Raw genomic sequence first — 19,013 nt, 5'->3', positions numbered from 1 at the left:
GGATAACATGATTGAAGTTAAAAATGTGGTGAAAAAGTATAAAAAATTGAAAGCTCTAGATGAGGCATCCTTTACTATAAAAGAAGGAAGAGTAACCTGCCTTTTAGGTATCAACGGAGTGGGGAAGTCAACAATCTTAAAGGCTATAATGGGACTAATACCAATAAACAGTGGGGAAATTCTTATAGATGGTTATAAACTTTCACCAAAAGTTTATAACAAGCTAGGATTTATACCTGATATATCAGTGTATTATCCAACCATGACCATTGAAGAATCCTTTAATTACATGAATATTTTCTATGACAATTGGGATATGGACAAAGCTTATAGAATGTTAGAGTATTTTAAACTAACAAAAGAAAGAAAAATAGCAGAACTTTCAAAAGGGAATATGGCTAGAGTTAAGATAATAATGGGTTATTGTCAAAAGAGTAAATATCTATTAATGGACGAACCATTTTCAGGCATGGATTTCTTCACAAGGGAAGATTTTATATCAGCTATGACAGGAGAGTTTTCAGAAGAAGGACAAGCTATTATTATTAGTACTCATGAAATAGGAGAAATTGAGAATTTAGCAGATGATGTAATTCTTTTAGAGGACGGAAGAGTTGTAAAGCAATTTTCAGCTGAAGAAATAAGAGAGGAAGAGGGTAAATCTATTATGGACGTAATGAGGGAGGTATATAAGAATGCGTAAGTTTATGACTTTGATAGATATTGAAATGAATAGAATTTTTAAAGTATTTTTACCGGCACTTTTGATTTATATAATACTAGGTGTTGGAAATTCTATAATTAAAGCTAATAATATAATGAATTCATATAAAGATAAAGCTAAAATAGCTGGACAATCAGTAGAGGAGTATTTCAAAAAGGTTCCATATGATCAGGTTACAATAAAATCTGTATGCTATGATAATTACGTTATTAATTATGGAATTGCACTTGTTATCTTTGGGGTATTAGCTTATTCGTTAATGATTTGGTATAGAGAATGGTTTGGAAATAATAAAACTATTTATACTCTACTAGTGCTTCCTTTCAATAGAACCAAAATTTATGCTGCAAAGTTTATTACCATAATAGCTATGCTTTTATGTAGTATATCTGCTTTTATGTTTACTTTGATAGGATTTTATGTAGTAAATAAAAAAATAATTATTCAACAAGCAATAGCACCTTATAAACTTAAAGATGTTATAGGTGAGAATGGCATATATAGTAAGGGATTATCACTTAATGGTTTATTAGTTATAACAGCACTTGCTATTATAAGTTTTCTATTTTTTTTCTGTGCTATGGAGAGGAGTTTTAGGATAAAAGGGTTAATTTTAGGATTAATATTAGGTGGAGTTATTTTAGGGGTTACAATTTTAATTTTTACGCAAAAAAACTTATATTATATAGAGAAAAAATGGATGATTTCAGGATTCTATTTCATTACAATGATAGGAACAATAGTATATTGCAATTACCTATTAAAAAATAAGGTTGCTGTTTAGGAGGGTATTATGAAGAAGAGATATTTTTATATATTAATTTTATTTGCAATAATACCTGTACTTGGCTGGATTATATTTAATGCTTCTACAAGTGAAGTGAAATATGATATTGGTAGTGAGTCAGGAGATATAAAGGAATTTGGAAATGTAAAATTTCAAGTGTATAAGCAAGTTGGAGAATATGGAGTAAATTCTGTTTCTATTGGGAAAGATGGTGTTCAAGTCTCTAAAGCTAATTATTTTCATGATTATGGTCCCTACAAAAACATAGTGGAAAATAAGGATTTACTAAGAGGAAAAACTATATATGATGAATTTATTGATGAAAATGATAAATTTTGTGTATATGCATGTATTGAGAATGGATCTTTAGATTTAAACATAAAGAATAAAGAATCAAAAAAGATAGTTAGGACTAAAGATGATGTTAAAGATTCAAAGTCTACACTACAGGTAAGAATTATAGACAACTATGTAGAGGTAATTACAGAAGGTTATACGGCAGAAAAACCAAATCAACGAATTGATCATTTGATTAAGGCATATAAGTTTGATTTAGATAGTGGAAAATTATTAAAAGAAAGCATAGTGGCAAAAAACTTACCAGATATGAACATATTAAAAGGGCAAAATGGGAAAAGTTATTTCATTTATTCAATACAAAATGAAATTAAAGAAGAAACGCATTATATGATTATATATGATTCAATACATGATCAGTTAACCAAGGTTAATCTTCCAGAAGAAGTAAAAGAAACATTAAACTCTTTTTCAGCTTTTAATAATGGAATATTATATATGGCAACACAAGATGGTGATACAGTTTTTGCGATAAACGAGCAAGGACAAGTCATTAAGAAATATAAAATAAATGTAAAAGAACCTGTAGAACAAAGAATGATAGTTGATGATGGCAAAATATATTTAATGGATATGGCTTCTGATTCAGAGCGTAAGCAAAGAATATATGTTTATTCTTTAGAAAGTGGTAAGTGTTTATATAGTTGTAAAGTAGATACATCAATTTTTTGTTACAAAGCACCCGAATTTGAAGTTAAATAATATGTAATTGAAGAGGTTGGAGAAAAATCTATTTCTCCAACCTCTTCATAAAATCTAAGTATTATAGACGCTAAGTTTTCTTGCAAATTATCCAAAGTTATACTTGCAGCCTCATACCATCCATCATCTTTAGAATACTTAAAAGGATTATTTACTATATCTTTATAGGTATAAGAAAGTTTAGCACTATCAATGAAAACTGTATTGCAGTACTCCATAAATGTCATATCTTTAAAGTCATCATATTTGGTACTATGGCAAACTAAAAAATCAGCATTTCTGTGATCTACATACTTTTCATAAAAAGCATGAGTACTATTAAGTGCAGTTAGATTTGCTGCATGATGTGGTTCGTTCACATCTTCGAAGTAATGAATCGCCCTACCAAGTTCAGTCAACGCATATTCTTTGTTTGTTGAATAATAATTTACAGCATTATTAAGGTGCTTATTAAATTGAGTAAGGCCGGTGATATTTTGAATTTTGGATGATATAGGCCAATAGTTCTTATTGGTATATGGATTATAAAAATGATAAGCATAACAATAATCTTTTTCATCTACATCTGGTAAATCAGCAGATGCAACTATAGTCCGTTCACCCCTTAATATGGGTTTTATTTTTTCTACTCCATAATCATTAATTAAAATTTCAATTGCTTGAGCGCAGAAAATTTGATGCGAGTGAGTAGGTCCACCAGATTCATATCTTTCTATTTCTTGAGCAAAGGCTATATTAGAAAATAAAATTAGAAACATCAGTGTTAAGGAGATAATACTAAAAAGTCTTTTCTTCATTTTAACCCTTCTTCCAATAATTTTATATGTACAGAGTCTCAAAAGGCGCATTTTTACTATAAATATTTATATATAAATCTATAAACATAGTTAAATATTTATATATAAAACATTTTAACTATTTAAATATATACATATAAATATAGTGAAAAACCTATCTAAGCATTTCTGTAACTTTTAAATGTAAGCAGGAGAGTATTTATTGTTTACACTTACTACTATGCTCAATAAAAAAATATCAATTCTAAATTAAGGAGAGTTTTATTTTATATTAAGAATGTGTTATTTTTTGGGAAGAACTAATTATAAGAGAAAAGTCTCTTCTACTTATCCATCCCTTAGAGTTTATATTGCCAAGAGAAGGGATATTTATATAATACCAAGAAGTATTTTCTACACGAACTTCATCATATATAAATACTTCACTTTTATTAGAAACAATATTAATAATATTACTGTTTTCTAGAGGAGCTAATCTAAGTGGCACATTTTCGTTTGTAATTCCATTAGTTGAAGAAAGAGGAACAGATGTTATTTTTAAATTTTTATTTATGCTTTTATTTTCATTTATAAGATTATTATATTGGGTCTTAAGATTATTATATTGTTTTGCCTTACGAGTTAAATCACGTTTATAGCCAATAATCTTAGTTTCATATATATAGTACATAACGGCTAGAGCTCCTATTAGTAATAATATTATAATGAGTCTTATCATGATTGAGGACACCTCTTTAAAATTATTACTATAGTATATTTGAATTCAAAAGAAAAAATGAGTGATTAAAAAAATTAAGGTATCCTCTTATTAATCATAAAAGAATACCTTAACTTAATTAGATGTTGCTGAGTTTGACAGCTTCATTTAAAACTTTACCTATAGAATCATTAATAACTAAATTAGCTTTTGAGTCAGCAGAAGTAGAACTCTTATTTATAAGTACAAGGTTTTTTCCTTTGAAGTAATTTATAAGCCCTGCCGCTGGATAAACAACAAGAGAAGTTCCTCCAATAATAAGAGTATCAGCTTTAGAAATTGCATCTACTGCCCCCATAATTACAGTATCATCTAACCCCTCTTCATATAAAACCACATCAGGTTTAACTCTTCCACCACATTTTGTACAAGTAGGAACTCCTTCTGATTCTAAAATGAATTCTGCATCATAGAATGCATGACAATTGGTGCAATAATTTCTATGAACAGATCCATGAAGCTCAAAAACATTTTTAGACCCTGCTGCTTGATGAAGACCATCAATATTTTGAGTTACAATAGCTTTTAATTTTCCTATTTCCTCAAGTTTAGCTAATGCTAAATGTGCTGCATTAGGCTTAGCTTCTGGGTATATAAGCTTAGATTTATAAAAGTTGAAAAATTCTTCTGGATATCTTATATAAAATGAATGGGATACTAACTGTTCAGGAGTAAAGGTAATGTTTAGTTTTTCATTAAACAACCCATTTGAGCTTCTAAAGTCTGGTATACCACTTTCACAACTACAACCAGCGCCACCGAAGAAAACAATATTATTACTTTCCTTTATAATCTCTGATAATTTTTCAATACTCATAAAAACATCTCCATAACATATTGGTCATCTAGAAAAAAATAAATAAGTTTATATGCTAGTTTATTTAGACTTGTTATTTATTTTCAGATGCCTTAATTATTTTTATTATGCCACAAATAAAGTGAAAAATAAAATCATGTTATTATGGGAGGCTTCTTTAATGTGTATCGAGTTAAAATTATATTTTAATTATTAAGATGGTTATGAATAAAGAAGCTAGTTTTTTAAAATAATAATCTTATGTTTTAAATAGGAGATGATTTGTTCTATGAAAAGAATTCATAAGAAGATTAGTATATTAATTATATTTATGTTTATATTAAATTGTATATTTTCTTGTAAGGTAATATTTGCTGATAGTACAAGATCTGAACTCAATTTTGGAGTATTTAGTGATACGCATTTAAGAGAAGAGCAATCTGAGCAGGATGAAAAGCTTAGAAGTGGATTTCAGACTATAAAGTCTATGGCAAATATAGATGCTATGGTTATTGCAGGAGATATTACTGATTCAGGAAAAACTGCTGAGTATAAAAGATTTAAAGCAATATATGATGAAGCCTTTTCAAATAAGGTTCAGAAGTTATTTGTAATGGGCAACCATGATTATATTAATGGACTTTCTCCTGAGGCAGCAAGAAATAGATATAAAGAAGAAACTGGGGGATTAATAAATGAACATAAAGTAATAAAGGGATATCACTTTATTACTGTAAATACTGAATCTTCAGAGTTGCATGGAGCTTTTGGAGTTAGTGCAAAGCAATGGTTAAAAGAAGAATTAGAGATGGCAAAAAGTCAAGATTCTAAGAAACCTATATTTGTTATAGTTCATCAACATATAAAAGATACTGTGTATGGGAGTGATGATTGGGGAAATACTGCTCTTTATCCGATACTTAAGGATTATCCTCAGGTGATTTGTTTTTCAGGGCATTCCCATTATCCAATAAGTGATGAAAGATCAATAAATCAAAAGGATTTTACCTGCGTGGGTACGGGGGGCTTTAAAGATGTAGGTGTAGAAAATAATAAAATAAATTCGGAAGAAATATTAAAAGGACAATTAGCACAAGGGTTATTAGTTAATGTTAAAAATAATGTTGTAACAATAACAAGGTTGGATTTTTATAATAGAAAGATTATAAATAATAAATGGATAATTGAAGAACCTAGTGATAAGAGTAAATTTGTATATACCGATGAACGTAAACAAAAAAGATCAAATCCATATTTTAAAAATGATGCTGTTATTAAGGCATCAAAAATCACAGGGGATTCAGCAAATGTAAGTTTCTCTAAAGGATATCATGAAGATTTTGTTCATTCATATAAGATACAAGTATTTAATAAAACGACAGGTAAGCAAGAAGAAGAGTTTTTATTGTTATCAGATTTTTTTACAAGTAATTCTGCTGATAGATTTACAGTAACACTAAGTAATTTATCTAGAGGCACTCAATATGAGGTTGTAATAAAGGCAATAGAATCTTTTGGTAGAGAGAGCACAAATGCTTTAAAAGTAACTTTTAATACAATAGTAGGTGTTAAAAATAATTAGTATCAATAACATTATGTTATTAAAGTGCATAAGTGTTATTGATAAACATTTCCTAGTGTATCAATATACAAAAAAGTGTACTATATTGAGAATAAAGTAGAAATATAAGAATAATTTAGATAGTTAATAAAATATAAGACTCTTTACTTTGGAGGATATGATAATATAGTCAATGTCGCTGAGCGATGCATGAGAAATTCGAACTAAAATAAGGTTTGAATCTCATAAAAAACTTTTCAAAAAAAGTGTTGACACAAAACACTTTGGATGATAAGATAAACAAGTCGCCAAACGGTGACAAAATAAAACAAGATGATCTTTGAAAATTAAACAGAGGAAACTAATAGTTCATATGAACTTTTTTTAAGACCAGCAATTCTTTTAAGCGAAAGCTAAGATGAGACTTAAAATGATACTTCCGCAAGGTGTAAGGAGTTTTTCAAAAGGAAACTTCCCGCGAGCGTGAAGTAAGCATCTGTGCCAAATGTGAAATTTGGAACATCTGCTTAAATTGAGAGTTTGATCCTGGCTCAGGACGAACGCTGGCGGCGTGCTTAACACATGCAAGTCGAGCGAGAAAGTCTTCTTCGGAAGACAATCTAGCGGCGGACGGGTGAGTAACACGTGGGTAACCTGCCTTATAGAGGGGGATAGCCTTCCGAAAGGAAGATTAATACCGCATAACATGGTTTTATCGCATGGTAAAATCATCAAAGGAGTAATCCGCTATAAGATGGACCCGCGGCGCATTAGCTAGTTGGTGAGGTAACGGCTCACCAAGGCGACGATGCGTAGCCGACCTGAGAGGGTGATCGGCCACATTGGGACTGAGACACGGCCCAGACTCCTACGGGAGGCAGCAGTGGGGAATATTGCACAATGGGGGAAACCCTGATGCAGCAACGCCGCGTGAGTGATGAAGGCCTTCGGGTTGTAAAGCTCTGTTTACAGGGACGATAATGACGGTACCTGTGGAGGAAGCCACGGCTAACTACGTGCCAGCAGCCGCGGTAATACGTAGGTGGCAAGCGTTGTCCGGATTTACTGGGCGTAAAGGGAGCGTAGGCGGATTTTTAAGTGGGATGTGAAATACCCGGGCTCAACTTGGGTGCTGCATTCCAAACTGGAAGTCTAGAGTGTTGGAGAGGAAAGTGGAATTCCTAGTGTAGCGGTGAAATGCGTAGATATTAGGAAGAACACCAGTGGCGAAGGCGACTTTCTGGACAATAACTGACGCTGAGGCTCGAAAGCGTGGGGAGCAAACAGGATTAGATACCCTGGTAGTCCACGCCGTAAACGATGGATACTAGGTGTAGGAGGGTCCAACCTTCTGTGCCGCCGTTAACACATTAAGTATCCCGCCTGGGGAGTACGGTCGCAAGATTAAAACTCAAAGGAATTGACGGGGGCCCGCACAAGTAGCGGAGCATGTGGTTTAATTCGAAGCAACGCGAAGAACCTTACCTAAACTTGACATCTCCTGCATTACTCTTAATCGAGGAAGTCCCTTCGGGGACAGGAAGACAGGTGGTGCATGGTTGTCGTCAGCTCGTGTCGTGAGATGTTGGGTTAAGTCCCGCAACGAGCGCAACCCTTATTGTTAGTTGCTACCATTTAGTTGAGCACTCTAGCGAGACTGCCTGGGTTAACCAGGAGGAAGGTGGGGATGACGTCAAATCATCATGCCCCTTATGTTTAGGGCTACACACGTGCTACAATGGCAAGTACAAAAAGATGCAATACCGTGAGGTGGAGCAAAACTCAAAAACTTGTCTCAGTTCGGATTGTAGGCTGAAACTCGCCTACATGAAGCTGGAGTTACTAGTAATCGCGAATCAGAATGTCGCGGTGAATACGTTCCCGGGCCTTGTACACACCGCCCGTCACACCATGAGAGTTGGCAATACCCGAAGTCCGTGAGCTAACGCGTAAGCGAGGCAGCGGCCGAAGGTAGGGTCAGCGATTGGGGTGAAGTCGTAACAAGGTAGCCGTAGGAGAACCTGCGGCTGGATCACCTCCTTTCTATGGAGAACATCTAAGTGATGGAAACATGTACTTGGATAAAAACGAAGACTGGTTATCCTCTGTTTAATTTTGAGAGATCTTCTCTCAGAATTTTGTTCTTTGAAAATTGCACATAAGTATATAAAAAATTACATTTTAATGTAATATCTCAAATGTCAAATTCAAATGCGAATTTAGATTTAGTAACTTTGTTAAGATAGGCACGATGTGTTTTGATAACACATCAACAAAAAAGAAACGAGTAGTACGCGGAGCTGACGAGCGAGCAGCAGAGCTTACTTAGGTAAGTGAGCAGCGCAGCGAGGAAAGCGACAAAGTAATACGAAGTTAGTTTTTTGTTAGAGGTCAAGCTACAAAGGGCGCATGGTGAATGCCTTGGCATCAGGAGCCGATGAAGGACGCGATAAGCTGCGATAAGCTTCGGGTAGGCGCACATAGCCTGTGATCCGGAGATTTCCGAATGAGGGAACTCACATGGGAAACCCCATGTACTGTACAATGAATAAATAGTTGTATGGAGGTAAACCTAGGGAACTGAAACATCTAAGTACCTAGAGGAAGAGAAAGAAAACTCGATTCCGTAAGTAGCGGCGAGCGAAAGCGGAAGAGCCCAAACCAGAGATTTATCTCTGGGGTTGCGGACAGAACATAACGTGAAGGTATCGTAATTGAAGATAGCTGGAAAGCTACACCGTAGAAGGTAATAGTCCTGTAAGTAAAACGAGAAGATCATAGTTCTGCTCCAGAGTACCACGAGACACGTGAAACCTTGTGGGAAGCAGGGAGGACCACCTCCCAAGGCTAAATACTACCTGATGACCGATAGTGAAGAAGTACCGTGAGGGAAAGGTGAAAAGAACCCCGGGAGGGGAGTGAAATAGAACCTGAAACCGTGTGCCTACAACCGATCAGAGCACCATATGAGTGTGATGATGTGCTTTTTGTAGAACGAGCCAACGAGTTACGGTATGTAGCGAGGTTAAGTACTTAAGGTACGGAGCCGAAGGGAAACCGAGTCTGAATAGGGCGACTAGTTGCATGCTGTAGACCCGAAACCGGGTGACCTATCCATGGCCAGGTTGAAGCGAGAGTAAAATCTCGTGGAGGACCGAACCACGTTGGTGTTGAAAAACCATGGGATGAGCTGTGGATAGCGGAGAAATTCCAATCGAACTCGGAGATAGCTGGTTCTCCCCGAAATAGCTTTAGGGCTAGCGTCGAATATGAGTAATGGAGGTAGAGCACTGAATGGGCTAGGGGGCATAGCGCTTACTGAACCTTATCAAACTCCGAATGCCATATACTATTAGTTCGGCAGTCAGACTACGAATGATAAGATCCGTGGTCAAAAGGGAAACAGCCCAGATCGTCAGCTAAGGTCCCAAAGTGTAAGTTAAGTGGAAAAGGATGTGGGATTTCCAAGACAACTAGGATGTTGGCTTAGAAGCAGCCACTCATTAAAAGAGTGCGTAATAGCTCACTAGTCGAGAGATCCTGCGCCGAAAATGTTCGGGGCTCAAACTTACCACCGAAGCTACGGCATCAGTTATACTGATGGGTAGGGGAGCGTCGTAATCGGGCTGAAGTCGTACCGTAAGGAGCGGTGGACTGATTACGAGTGAGAATGTTGGCATTAGTAGCGAGATGTGGGTGAGAATCCCACAGGCCGAAAACCTAAGGTTTCCTCAGGAAGGTTCGTCCGCTGAGGGTTAGTCGGGACCTAAGCCGAGGCCGAAAGGCGTAGGTGATGGACAATCGGTTGATATTCCGATACCACTATTAATCGTTATTACCGATGGAGTGACACAGGAGGATAGGATGTGCTAGCTATTGGATGCTAGTCTAAGCACTTAGAGAGTTGTGATAGGCAAATCCGTCGCAACAATCTTGAGGTGTGATGGGGAAGGAACTACGGTTCCGAAGTATCTGATTCCACGCTGTCAAGAAAAGCTTCTAGGGAGAGAAATAGTGCCCGTACCGCAAACCGACACAGGTAGGTGAGGAGAGAATCCTAAGGCCGGCGGAAGAATTACAGTTAAGGAACTAGGCAAATTGACCCCGTAACTTCGGGAGAAGGGGTGCCTACGAGAGTAGGTCGCAGAGAATAGGCTCAAGCAACTGTTTAGCAAAAACACAGGTCTCTGCTAAAGCGAAAGCTGATGTATAGGGGCTGACGCCTGCCCGGTGCTGGAAGGTTAAGGGGAATACTTAGCGCAAGCGAAGGTATGAACTTAAGCCCCAGTAAACGGCGGCCGTAACTATAACGGTCCTAAGGTAGCGAAATTCCTTGTCGGGTAAGTTCCGACCCGCACGAATGGCGTAATGACTTGAGCACTGTCTCAACTGTAAATCCGGCGAAGTTGTAGTACCAGTGAAGATGCTGGTTACCCGCGATTGGACGGAAAGACCCCGTAGAGCTTTACTGTAGTTTAGCATTGAGTTTCGGTATTGTCTGTACAGGATAGGTGGGAGACTGAGAAACCAGGGCGTCAGCCTTGGTGGAGTCACCCTTGGGATACCACCCTGACAGTACTGGAATTCTAACCGGGCGCCATGAAACTGGTGACGGGACATTGTTAGATGGGCAGTTTGACTGGGGCGGTCGCCTCCAAAAAAGTAACGGAGGCGCCCAAAGGTTCCCTCAGAACGGTCGGAAATCGTTCGAAGAGTGCAAAGGCAGAAGGGAGCCTGACTGCGACACCTACAAGTGGAGCAGGGACGAAAGTCGGGCTTAGTGATCCGGTGGTACCTCGTGGGAGGGCCATCGCTCAACGGATAAAAGCTACCTCGGGGATAACAGGCTGATCTCCCCCAAGAGTCCACATCGACGGGGAGGTTTGGCACCTCGATGTCGGCTCGTCGCATCCTGGGGCTGAAGTAGGTCCCAAGGGTTGGGCTGTTCGCCCATTAAAGCGGCACGCGAGCTGGGTTCAGAACGTCGTGAGACAGTTCGGTCCCTATCCGTCGCGGGCGCAGGAAATTTGAGAGGAGCTGTCCTTAGTACGAGAGGACCGGGATGGACTGACCTCTGGTGTACCAGTTGTTCCGCCAGGAGCATGGCTGGGTAGCTAAGTCGGGAAGGGATAAACGCTGAAAGCATCTAAGCGTGAAGCCCACCTCAAGATGAGATTTCCCATAGCGTAAGCTAGTAAGATCCCTTGAAGAACACAAGGTTGATAGGTCAGAGGTGTAAGTGTGGTAACATATTTAGCTGACTGATACTAATAGATCGAGGGCTTGACCAATAAAATAGATTAACAAAAAGAGATAAAACTTGTGTGCAATTTTGAAAGAACATAAAAGTTCTTTTAGGAAACTCACTCAGCAAAGCTGAGGAGTACAAATTTGCAAAGAAATATAAAATTTCTGCAAATTAAGCATCTGGTGATGATGTGTTTTTGGGTTACACCCCTTCCCATTCCGAACAGGATGGTTAAGCCAATTACAGCTGATGGTACTGCATGGGCGACTGTGTGGGAGAGTAAGTGGTCGCCAGGTCTGCATGGATCTTTAGCTCAGTTGGTTAGAGCAACCGGCTCATAACCGGTAGGTCCGGGGTTCGAGTCCCTGAAGGTCCACCATTTTGGGGGTATAGCTCAGTTGGGAGAGCACCTGCCTTGCACGCAGGGGGTCAAGAGTTCGAATCTCTTTATCTCCACCAAGACATAAAGCCGTATTGCATAAGCAATACGGCTTTATTCGTTAATACATATTGTTAATATTTTTTTAAATTATTTCCAAAAGCAGAAAAGATCATTACAATATTATATAATTAAAGTTATCCTAGAATTATTACAGAATAAAGGAAGATTATTTATGAGTAAAATTAATAAAATGAAAAAAACAATAAAATACTTTATGTTTTTTATTTTGGCTAATATTATTATAGGATGTACATATTCAATTCCTATGGTATACTATGGTCCAATGGTCAATATAAAGGAAATGCTAGTAACTACGGCAATGAGCACATTTAGACATCAATATATAGTAAAGTGGTTTTTATCAGATCAAGAAATTGCAGAGATTATGGCAAGAAATAAAGTAAATGATACTGGAAGAAGTAGAGTTGATGATATTCAAGTCATGAGCAGTGATACACAAGAGAGTAAAGAACATTCATTAGATGGTATTGAAAAAATAGATATAAATGAAGATGGAATGAAAGGAAAGCTATTAATAATTAAAGATAGCAAGCGTGTTTTTCTAGGGATCACTCAGAATTTGGGTAGTTATGGAGAGAAGTTAGATGATATGTGCCAGCGCTATGGGGCTGTTGCAGGAATTAATGCTGGTGGCTTTGAAGATGAAAATGGACAAGGCAATGGGGGAACACCTACAGGTATAGTGGTTAAGGATGGAGAAATAAAATTTAAGCCACAAGAAAGTAGCATAGGTTCCACATATAAAGAAGGAGATGCTATTTCTATAATAGGCTTTAATAGCAAAGGAATATTAATTTTAGGTCAATATACAATAGATGAATTAAAAGCAATGGATATAAAAGATGCAGTGTCATTTTCACCATTCTTTATTTTAAATGGTAAAGGAACAATAAAATCAGGTAATGGTGGAGGGGGAATTCATCCAAGAACTGTAATTGGACAAAGAAAAGATGGTGCTGTTATGTTTCTTGTGCTAGATGGAAGACAACTTAGTACTCTTGGGGCAACATATAGGCAGGAACAAGATGTAATGCTTAAATATGGAGCATATAATGCTGCAAACTTAGATGGTGGATCTTCAACTACAATGTTTTATAATAATTCAATAATTAATAATCCAAGTAGTAATGATGGAGTAAGATTCATATCAACGGCATTTTTAGTTAAGTAGGAGGAGTACTCATGAAAAAAAGTTTTAAAATATTTGGGGTATTCATTGTTGTCGCATTAGTTTTACAAACTTGTATTCTTTTAGTTTTAAATTATAAAGTATTTGCGGGGTTCAAGCCTAGTGATACAGTTATAGCGGAGAATAATAAGCAATCACAGAAGAGTGTGGATAAAACTAAAGAAGAAAAGAAGATATCAATAGAATCTGATGCCAAGGAATTAAAAATATCATATGACAATAATTATATATCTTATATAAATAAAGATAATAAGTTAGCTTATATTGATATTCAAAATAATAAAAATAAAGTAATCGATGATATCATTCCAGTTATGTATAGATGGAGTGAAGATAATCTTGTTATTGTAGGCAAAAATGAAACTAAAAGAAATGCTTATGATTTCTATGAGTATAACACTAAAACTCAAGAACTTAATAAATTACAGACCTTATCATTGACAGATAGAAAAGGTACTATTGAAGATATAAAATGTTCGCCATTTAAGACTTTGATTTTTGTGCATGTAAAAAATTATGGTGAGGATCAAATATACAAGTTGAATGTTAAAAATGAATTTGACAAGGTTGATTTGAAAATAAATACTATAGACAACATAGCGATGATACCACATGAAGATAAAATTATTTATAATTCAGGAAAATCAAATAATTTTTATATTACCTATGTTGATAAGAAAGTAGTTCTTCAAGAAGAAGGTAAAAAAGTTCTTTTGGGAGTAGATAATGGAGATAAAATTTATATTGGCATAGAGCAAGATAATAAGATAAAAACTATATATAGTGGAAGAATGACAGAGAGTATAGCTAACTGGAAGAAGAATGACTTGACTGAACCAATAGATGAAGGAAGTCTTTATATCAATGGCAACTCTATATATAAAGTAGATAATCAAAAACTAAAGGTTACAGATTTAACTTCTAATAAGGAAGAGTCCTTTGAAGGGAAGTTTATATCTATAGATAGCAACACTTTAATTTATAATTTAGATAATCAAATTAAGATAAAAAAGTTAGCAAAGTAACTTAATATCAACCCCTTTTACATATTTAAGATGTGAAAGGGGTTGTTTTTATGGACTCATTAAATTTAGATGAAAGTCTGGTTATTAAATATAGTATTGGCAAAGATGAAAAGGGAAATGATATATTTAAAAAGCAAAGATTTTCTAATATTAATTTAGGAGCAGGTGATGATGCTATTTTTGAAGTAGCAAAGGTTATTGAAGGAATAATTGATTCTAATCAGGTTTATTTAATCAAGGAGGAATCTAATTTGTTTATGGATAGTTAGAAAATATTAAACTATTAATAAAAGAGTTGTAGATGCAACTCTTTTTATTTTTATGAAAAATATATACATATAATGATTTAAAATCGGTTATGTTTACATAATAATCAAATTTAATATAGCAGTATTAAAAAAAGAAATTGATATATGTAAAAAAATGATGAAGGAAAAAAAAGTAAGTTAGTGGAAAATAGTTTATAATAATCTATGGAATTTAAAAAAATGTATAAGATAAAAAAGTATATATCTCAATGGGGGAAATCAAGATATATACTTAAAAATAGGGATGATTTTATATCTAGTAATATACTATGAAGCTTGTTAGTAAAGTGTACTAAATTAATTGAAAATTCATAATAATATGAAACGGTTTCAATTAACAGATTCATAAAAATTGGAATTAAATGTTTATTTAAAAGGTTATGTAGTATAAATGTAGAATAACTATATTAATATAGTGGTGAGGAAAAATGTGGAGGCGAGAATTATGAGTAATAAAGATGGTATTGAGGAAATAATAAAAAAGGTTGAGAGAACAGAGAAAGAAAGTAAGAAAGCCTCAACTAATGCTAGTGTGGAGGTAAAAGATGGAGATGCAAATGACTCTGAGAAAAAGAAAAAAACAACTAGGCAATCAAATTTAAAAAAGAAAAATACTACAAAGTCATCTATAAACAAGAAGGGCAAAGTTACTGAAAAAAACAAAGAAGTCATAGCTTCAGATAAAAAAGATGCAAGTAGAACTTCATCAGAGGTATCACCTGATACCAAAGTATCAAAAAAGACTACTGTTAAAAAATCATCAAAAAAAGCACAAAAAAAGGTGCCTAACGAAAAGGCACAGGTCACAAAGGAAGTTGGAATTACACAATATGATAAGTATTTGTTTCATGAAGGGCACAGCTATAAATGTTATGAATTCATGGGAGCACATGTGGTTAAAGAAGGAAGATATAAAGGAGTACGTTTTACAACTTGGGCACCTAATGCTAGTAAAATTTATTTAGTTAGTAATGTAACTGATTGGAAGATAGATGAGAAGTATCAATTAGAAAAAATTTCTGAGATGGGAATTTGGAGTTTCTTTACTAGAGACATTAAAGAAGGAGACATATACAAATATGCAATAGTAAATAAGGATGGAACTAAAGTTGTATTAAAATCAGATCCATATGCATTCTATTCTGAGCATAGACCTAATACTGCTTCTATAATATATAAATATGATTCATATAAATGGAAGGATGAGGAGTGGTTAGCGCATAAAAAAAGTTGTAATATATACGAAAGTGCAGTAAATATATATGAAGTACATTTAGGGTCTTGGAAAGTTAAAGAGAATGGAGATACTTATTCATATACTGAGTTATCCAAAATTCTTCCTAAGTATGTTAAAGAAATGGGATATACACATGTAGAGTTAATGCCAGTTATGGAGCATCCATTAGATGATTCTTGGGGCTATCAAATTACAGGATATTTTTCACCTACAAGCAGATATGGAACTCCAGATGAATTTAGACAGCTTATTGATGATTTTCATAAAGAAGATATAGGAGTTATTCTAGATTGGGTGCCAGGACATTTTTGTAAAGATGAGCACGGTTTATATAGATTTGATGGGACTCCAACTTATGAGTATCAGGAACCTAATAGAAGTGAAAATAAAGGTTGGGGAGCTTCAAATTTTGATTTGGGAAGAAGAGAAGTAAAGTCTTTCTTAATATCAAATGCTATATATTGGTTGGAACAATTCCATGTTGATGGATTAAGAGTGGATGCTGTTGCAAATATGCTTTATTTAGATTATGACAGAAAAAATGGTGAATGGACACCTAACAAAAATGGTGGCAATCAAAACTTAGAAGCAATAGAATTCTTTAGAGAACTAAATAAGGAAGTCTTTAGAGCTTATCCAGAGGTTCTAATGATTGCAGAAGAATCTACATCTTGGCCTTTGGTTACTAAGCCAAGTGATATTGGGGGATTAGGTTTTAATTTTAAATGGAACATGGGCTGGATGAATGATATTCTTGAGTATATTAAGTTAGATCCTGTTAATAGGAAGTGGCATCATAATAAGTTAACATTCCCAATGATGTATAACTACTCAGAAAACTTTATATTACCTATTTCTCATGATGAAGTAGTACATGGAAAGAAATCTTTAGTAGATAAAATGTGGGGGGATTACTGGAATAAGTTTGCTGGATTAAGAGTATTTATTTCATTTATGCTAGCTCATCCGGGAAAGAAAACATTATTTATGGGGAGTGAATTTGGTCAATTTATTGAGTGGAGAAACAAAGAACAGCTAGATTGGCATCTATTAGAGGAATTTGAAATGCATCAAAAAACACATAGTTTTTTTAAGGATATAAACAAATTATATTTAGATAATGAGGCGCTATGGAAATATGATTATGATGGCAAGGGATTTGAATGGATAGATGCGAATAATAGAGATCAAAGTGTATTAGTATTTATGAGAAAAACAGATGATCCTAAAAATACATTAATATTCATTTGTAATTTTACACCATCAGTTTACTATAATTTCAATATAGGAGTTCCATATCTAGGAAAGTATGAAGAACTGTTCAATTCAGACAATGAGATATATGGAGGTTCAAATCAGTTAATTGATGAAACATTACTGTCAGTTAAGTCATATTGGCATAATCAAAAATATAAGTTAACAATAAAAATTCCACCTATGGCTACATTAGTATTAAAGGTAGTAGATATAATTGACGAAGAAAAATCATATTTTGATAAGGATGAAGTAAAAAAAATAAATTATGAGGAGTCAATGATTATAGCTGAAAAGGAAATAGAATCTAAAAAAGATAATTAGGATATGATAAAAGGGAGGGTTTTTATGAGAAAAGTTTTATTTGTTGCTTCAGAGGCAGCTCCTTTTATAAAAACGGGAGGCTTAGGAGATGTGATGGGGGCATTACCAAAAACATTAGTTCAAAAAGGTATAGATGCTAGAGTTATAATCCCTAAATATCAAAAAATAAAACATGAATTTGTGAAAGATTTTAGGTTTTTAAAGTGGATAACAGTTCCAGTAGGGTGGAGAGATTCTTATTGTGGAATATTTGAATATGAATATGAGGGTGTGAAGTTTTATTTTATAGATAATGAATATTATTTCAACAGAGAAGGTCTCTATGGATATTATGATGATGCAGAGAGATTTGCTTTCTTTGATAGAGCTGTGCTTATAATCCTAAAAGAAATAGATTTTAAGCCTGACATTATTCATTGTAATGATTGGCAAACTGGTATGACTCCAGTTTTATATAAGTTAGAATATAGCAAAGATCCATTTTATTATGATATAAAAACAGTATTTTCAATACACAACTTACTTTTTCAAGGAACGTTTGATCCAGAAATATTGCCAGAGCTATTTGGATATGATATGGAGCCATTTTTGAATAAAAGTCTTGAACTTTTTGGAGGCGTAAGTTTCATGAAGGGAGGATTAAATTATTCTGATAAAATTACAACAGTTAGTAACAGCTATGCTGCAGAGATTAAATCACCAAAGTATGGAGAAAATTTAGACGGGTTATTAAGATGTAGATCTAATGATTTATGGGGAATATTAAATGGAATAGATTATAAGGAGAATAATCCAGAAACTGATCCATATATTTTTGAAAACTATACTCTGGATAACATAGAAAGGAAAAGTGTAAACAAGGAGAAGTTGCAGGAACAACTTGGATTACCACAGCGCAAAGATGTTCCTATGATGGCAGTTATATCAAGACTTACACCTCAAAAAGGAATGGACTTGATAACTAATATTGCGGACAGACTTCTTCAGCACAACATTCAATTGGTTGTGTTAGGAACTGGTGATAGAGGTTATGAAGATCATTTCAGAAATCTTCAATATAGATATAGAGATAAAGTTGTAAGCTATATAGATTTTGATGAAAAGTTGGCTCATAAAATTTATGCAGCTGCAGATATGTTTATCATGCCTTCATTATTTGAACCATGTGGTTTAGGGCAGTTAATAGCTTTAAGGTATGGCACAATTCCTATAGTTAGAGAAACTGGAGGTTTGAAGGATACAGTACATCCATACAATAAGTTTTCAGGTGAAGGTAACGGTTTTAGCTTTGCAAATTATAATGCTTGGGAATTATTAATTAGTATTGAAAGTGCAATAGCTTGCTATCATAATAAGTCAATTTGGAATGGGCTTATAAGATATGCTATGACTTCAGATAATAGTTGGGAAAAGGCAGCAGATGGATATATAGAATTATATAATAGCTTACAGTAGTAGTAACAATAATTTGACTTATAAGGAGG

At 34.6% G+C, this 19,013-nt stretch carries 12 protein-coding genes, 2 tRNA genes and 3 rRNA genes; 14 read left to right on the top strand and 3 right to left on the bottom strand.

Annotation, left to right across the window (positions count from 1 at the left end; all coding sequences use genetic code 11):
• Positions 1 to 7 precede the first annotated feature (7 nt).
• The 3 genes from OCU47_RS16975 to OCU47_RS16965 are packed head-to-tail and all read left to right on the top strand — an operon-like array spanning position 8 to position 2,570.
• Positions 8 to 703, top strand: a complete 696-nt coding sequence (locus OCU47_RS16975) for an ATP-binding cassette domain-containing protein (protein WP_261829781.1) — start codon at positions 8 to 10, stop codon at positions 701 to 703.
• A complete protein-coding gene (locus OCU47_RS16970) occupies positions 696 to 1,508 on the top strand; it encodes an ABC transporter permease subunit (RefSeq protein WP_261829780.1) in 813 nt (270 codons plus the stop codon). The genes OCU47_RS16975 and OCU47_RS16970 overlap by 8 nt, the downstream gene beginning before the upstream one ends.
• 9 nt (positions 1,509 to 1,517) lie before the next feature.
• A complete protein-coding gene (locus OCU47_RS16965) occupies positions 1,518 to 2,570 on the top strand; it encodes a hypothetical protein (RefSeq protein WP_261829779.1) in 1,053 nt (350 codons plus the stop codon).
• On the opposite strand, the gene OCU47_RS16960 is transcribed toward OCU47_RS16965, so the two are convergent.
• From OCU47_RS16960 to OCU47_RS16950, 3 genes are all read right to left on the bottom strand, one after another.
• Positions 2,540 to 3,367: a phospholipase C/P1 nuclease family protein gene (locus OCU47_RS16960; RefSeq protein ID WP_261829778.1), complete on the bottom strand. Its 828-nt coding sequence runs from the start codon at positions 3,365 to 3,367 to the stop codon at positions 2,540 to 2,542. The two genes, OCU47_RS16965 and OCU47_RS16960, sit on opposite strands and share 31 nt — an antisense overlap.
• A 271-nt stretch (positions 3,368 to 3,638) precedes the next feature.
• On the bottom strand, positions 3,639 to 4,037 hold the full coding sequence (locus OCU47_RS16955; RefSeq protein ID WP_261829777.1) for a hypothetical protein: 399 nt from the start codon (positions 4,035 to 4,037) through the stop codon (positions 3,639 to 3,641).
• A gap of 166 nt (positions 4,038 to 4,203) precedes the next feature.
• Positions 4,204 to 4,941, bottom strand: a complete 738-nt coding sequence (locus OCU47_RS16950) for an NAD-dependent protein deacylase (RefSeq protein ID WP_261829776.1) — start codon at positions 4,939 to 4,941, stop codon at positions 4,204 to 4,206.
• A gap of 268 nt (positions 4,942 to 5,209) precedes the next feature.
• Between OCU47_RS16950 and OCU47_RS16945 the strand changes: the two genes are divergently transcribed.
• The 11 genes from OCU47_RS16945 to glgA all read left to right on the top strand — a co-directional run bounded on the left by OCU47_RS16945 (position 5,210) and on the right by glgA (position 18,984).
• The gene (locus OCU47_RS16945) at positions 5,210 to 6,502 is read left to right on the top strand and encodes a metallophosphoesterase (RefSeq protein WP_261829775.1); all 1,293 of its coding nucleotides are present in this window, start codon (positions 5,210 to 5,212) and stop codon (positions 6,500 to 6,502) included.
• 507 nt (positions 6,503 to 7,009) lie between these two features.
• A 16S ribosomal RNA gene (locus OCU47_RS16940) occupies positions 7,010 to 8,524 on the top strand.
• 346 nt (positions 8,525 to 8,870) lie between these two features.
• Positions 8,871 to 11,772, top strand: a 23S ribosomal RNA gene (locus tag OCU47_RS16935).
• A gap of 135 nt (positions 11,773 to 11,907) precedes the next feature.
• Positions 11,908 to 12,025 (top strand): 5S ribosomal RNA (gene rrf, locus OCU47_RS16930).
• Together the 16S, 23S and 5S rRNA genes with 2 tRNA genes alongside form the textbook arrangement of a ribosomal RNA operon.
• Before the next feature lie 6 nt (positions 12,026 to 12,031).
• Positions 12,032 to 12,108, top strand: a tRNA-Ile gene (locus OCU47_RS16925).
• A gap of 4 nt (positions 12,109 to 12,112) precedes the next feature.
• Positions 12,113 to 12,188 (top strand) — tRNA-Ala (locus OCU47_RS16920).
• 155 nt (positions 12,189 to 12,343) lie between these two features.
• Positions 12,344 to 13,363, top strand: coding sequence for a phosphodiester glycosidase family protein (locus OCU47_RS16915; RefSeq protein WP_261829774.1), 1,020 nt, complete (start codon positions 12,344 to 12,346; stop codon positions 13,361 to 13,363).
• An 11-nt stretch (positions 13,364 to 13,374) separates the two neighbouring features.
• Positions 13,375 to 14,406 carry a hypothetical protein gene (locus OCU47_RS16910; protein ID WP_261829773.1) on the top strand — a complete coding sequence of 344 codons (1,032 nt, stop codon included), beginning with the start codon at positions 13,375 to 13,377 and terminating at the stop codon, positions 14,404 to 14,406.
• Between the two features lie 50 nt (positions 14,407 to 14,456).
• Complete coding sequence (locus OCU47_RS16905) at positions 14,457 to 14,675, top strand: DUF1659 domain-containing protein (RefSeq protein ID WP_261829772.1); 219 nt, start codon at positions 14,457 to 14,459, stop codon at positions 14,673 to 14,675.
• Between the two features lie 484 nt (positions 14,676 to 15,159).
• Entirely contained in the window at positions 15,160 to 17,529 is a 2,370-nt protein-coding gene (gene glgB / locus OCU47_RS16900) for a 1,4-alpha-glucan branching protein GlgB (protein WP_261829771.1), read from the top strand.
• Positions 17,530 to 17,553: 24 nt separating this feature from the next.
• On the top strand, positions 17,554 to 18,984 hold the full coding sequence (gene glgA / locus OCU47_RS16895) for a glycogen synthase GlgA (RefSeq protein WP_261829770.1): 1,431 nt from the start codon (positions 17,554 to 17,556) through the stop codon (positions 18,982 to 18,984).
• Positions 18,985 to 19,013 lie beyond the last annotated feature (29 nt).

The sequence above is a fragment of the Clostridium sp. TW13 genome (genome assembly GCF_024345225.1).
GTDB lineage: Bacteria > Bacillota > Clostridia > Clostridiales > Clostridiaceae > Inconstantimicrobium > Inconstantimicrobium mannanitabidum.
This window is presented reverse-complemented; position numbering and strand designations above follow the sequence as displayed.

Coding starts and splice junctions, on each gene's coding strand:
- OCU47_RS16975 (WP_261829781.1), top strand. CDS start 8: ATGATTGAAGTTAAAAATGTGGTGAAAAAGTATAAAAAATTGAAAGCT.
- OCU47_RS16970 (WP_261829780.1), top strand. CDS start 696: ATGCGTAAGTTTATGACTTTGATAGATATTGAAATGAATAGAATTTTT.
- glgA (WP_261829770.1), top strand. CDS start 17,554: ATGAGAAAAGTTTTATTTGTTGCTTCAGAGGCAGCTCCTTTTATAAAA.
- OCU47_RS16950 (WP_261829776.1), bottom strand. CDS start 4,941: ATGAGTATTGAAAAATTATCAGAGATTATAAAGGAAAGTAATAATATT.
- OCU47_RS16905 (WP_261829772.1), top strand. CDS start 14,457: ATGGACTCATTAAATTTAGATGAAAGTCTGGTTATTAAATATAGTATT.
- OCU47_RS16955 (WP_261829777.1), bottom strand. CDS start 4,037: ATGTACTATATATATGAAACTAAGATTATTGGCTATAAACGTGATTTA.
- glgB (WP_261829771.1), top strand. CDS start 15,160: ATGAGTAATAAAGATGGTATTGAGGAAATAATAAAAAAGGTTGAGAGA.
- OCU47_RS16960 (WP_261829778.1), bottom strand. CDS start 3,367: ATGAAGAAAAGACTTTTTAGTATTATCTCCTTAACACTGATGTTTCTA.
- OCU47_RS16915 (WP_261829774.1), top strand. CDS start 12,344: ATGAGTAAAATTAATAAAATGAAAAAAACAATAAAATACTTTATGTTT.
- OCU47_RS16945 (WP_261829775.1), top strand. CDS start 5,210: ATGAAAAGAATTCATAAGAAGATTAGTATATTAATTATATTTATGTTT.
- OCU47_RS16965 (WP_261829779.1), top strand. CDS start 1,518: ATGAAGAAGAGATATTTTTATATATTAATTTTATTTGCAATAATACCT.
- OCU47_RS16910 (WP_261829773.1), top strand. CDS start 13,375: ATGAAAAAAAGTTTTAAAATATTTGGGGTATTCATTGTTGTCGCATTA.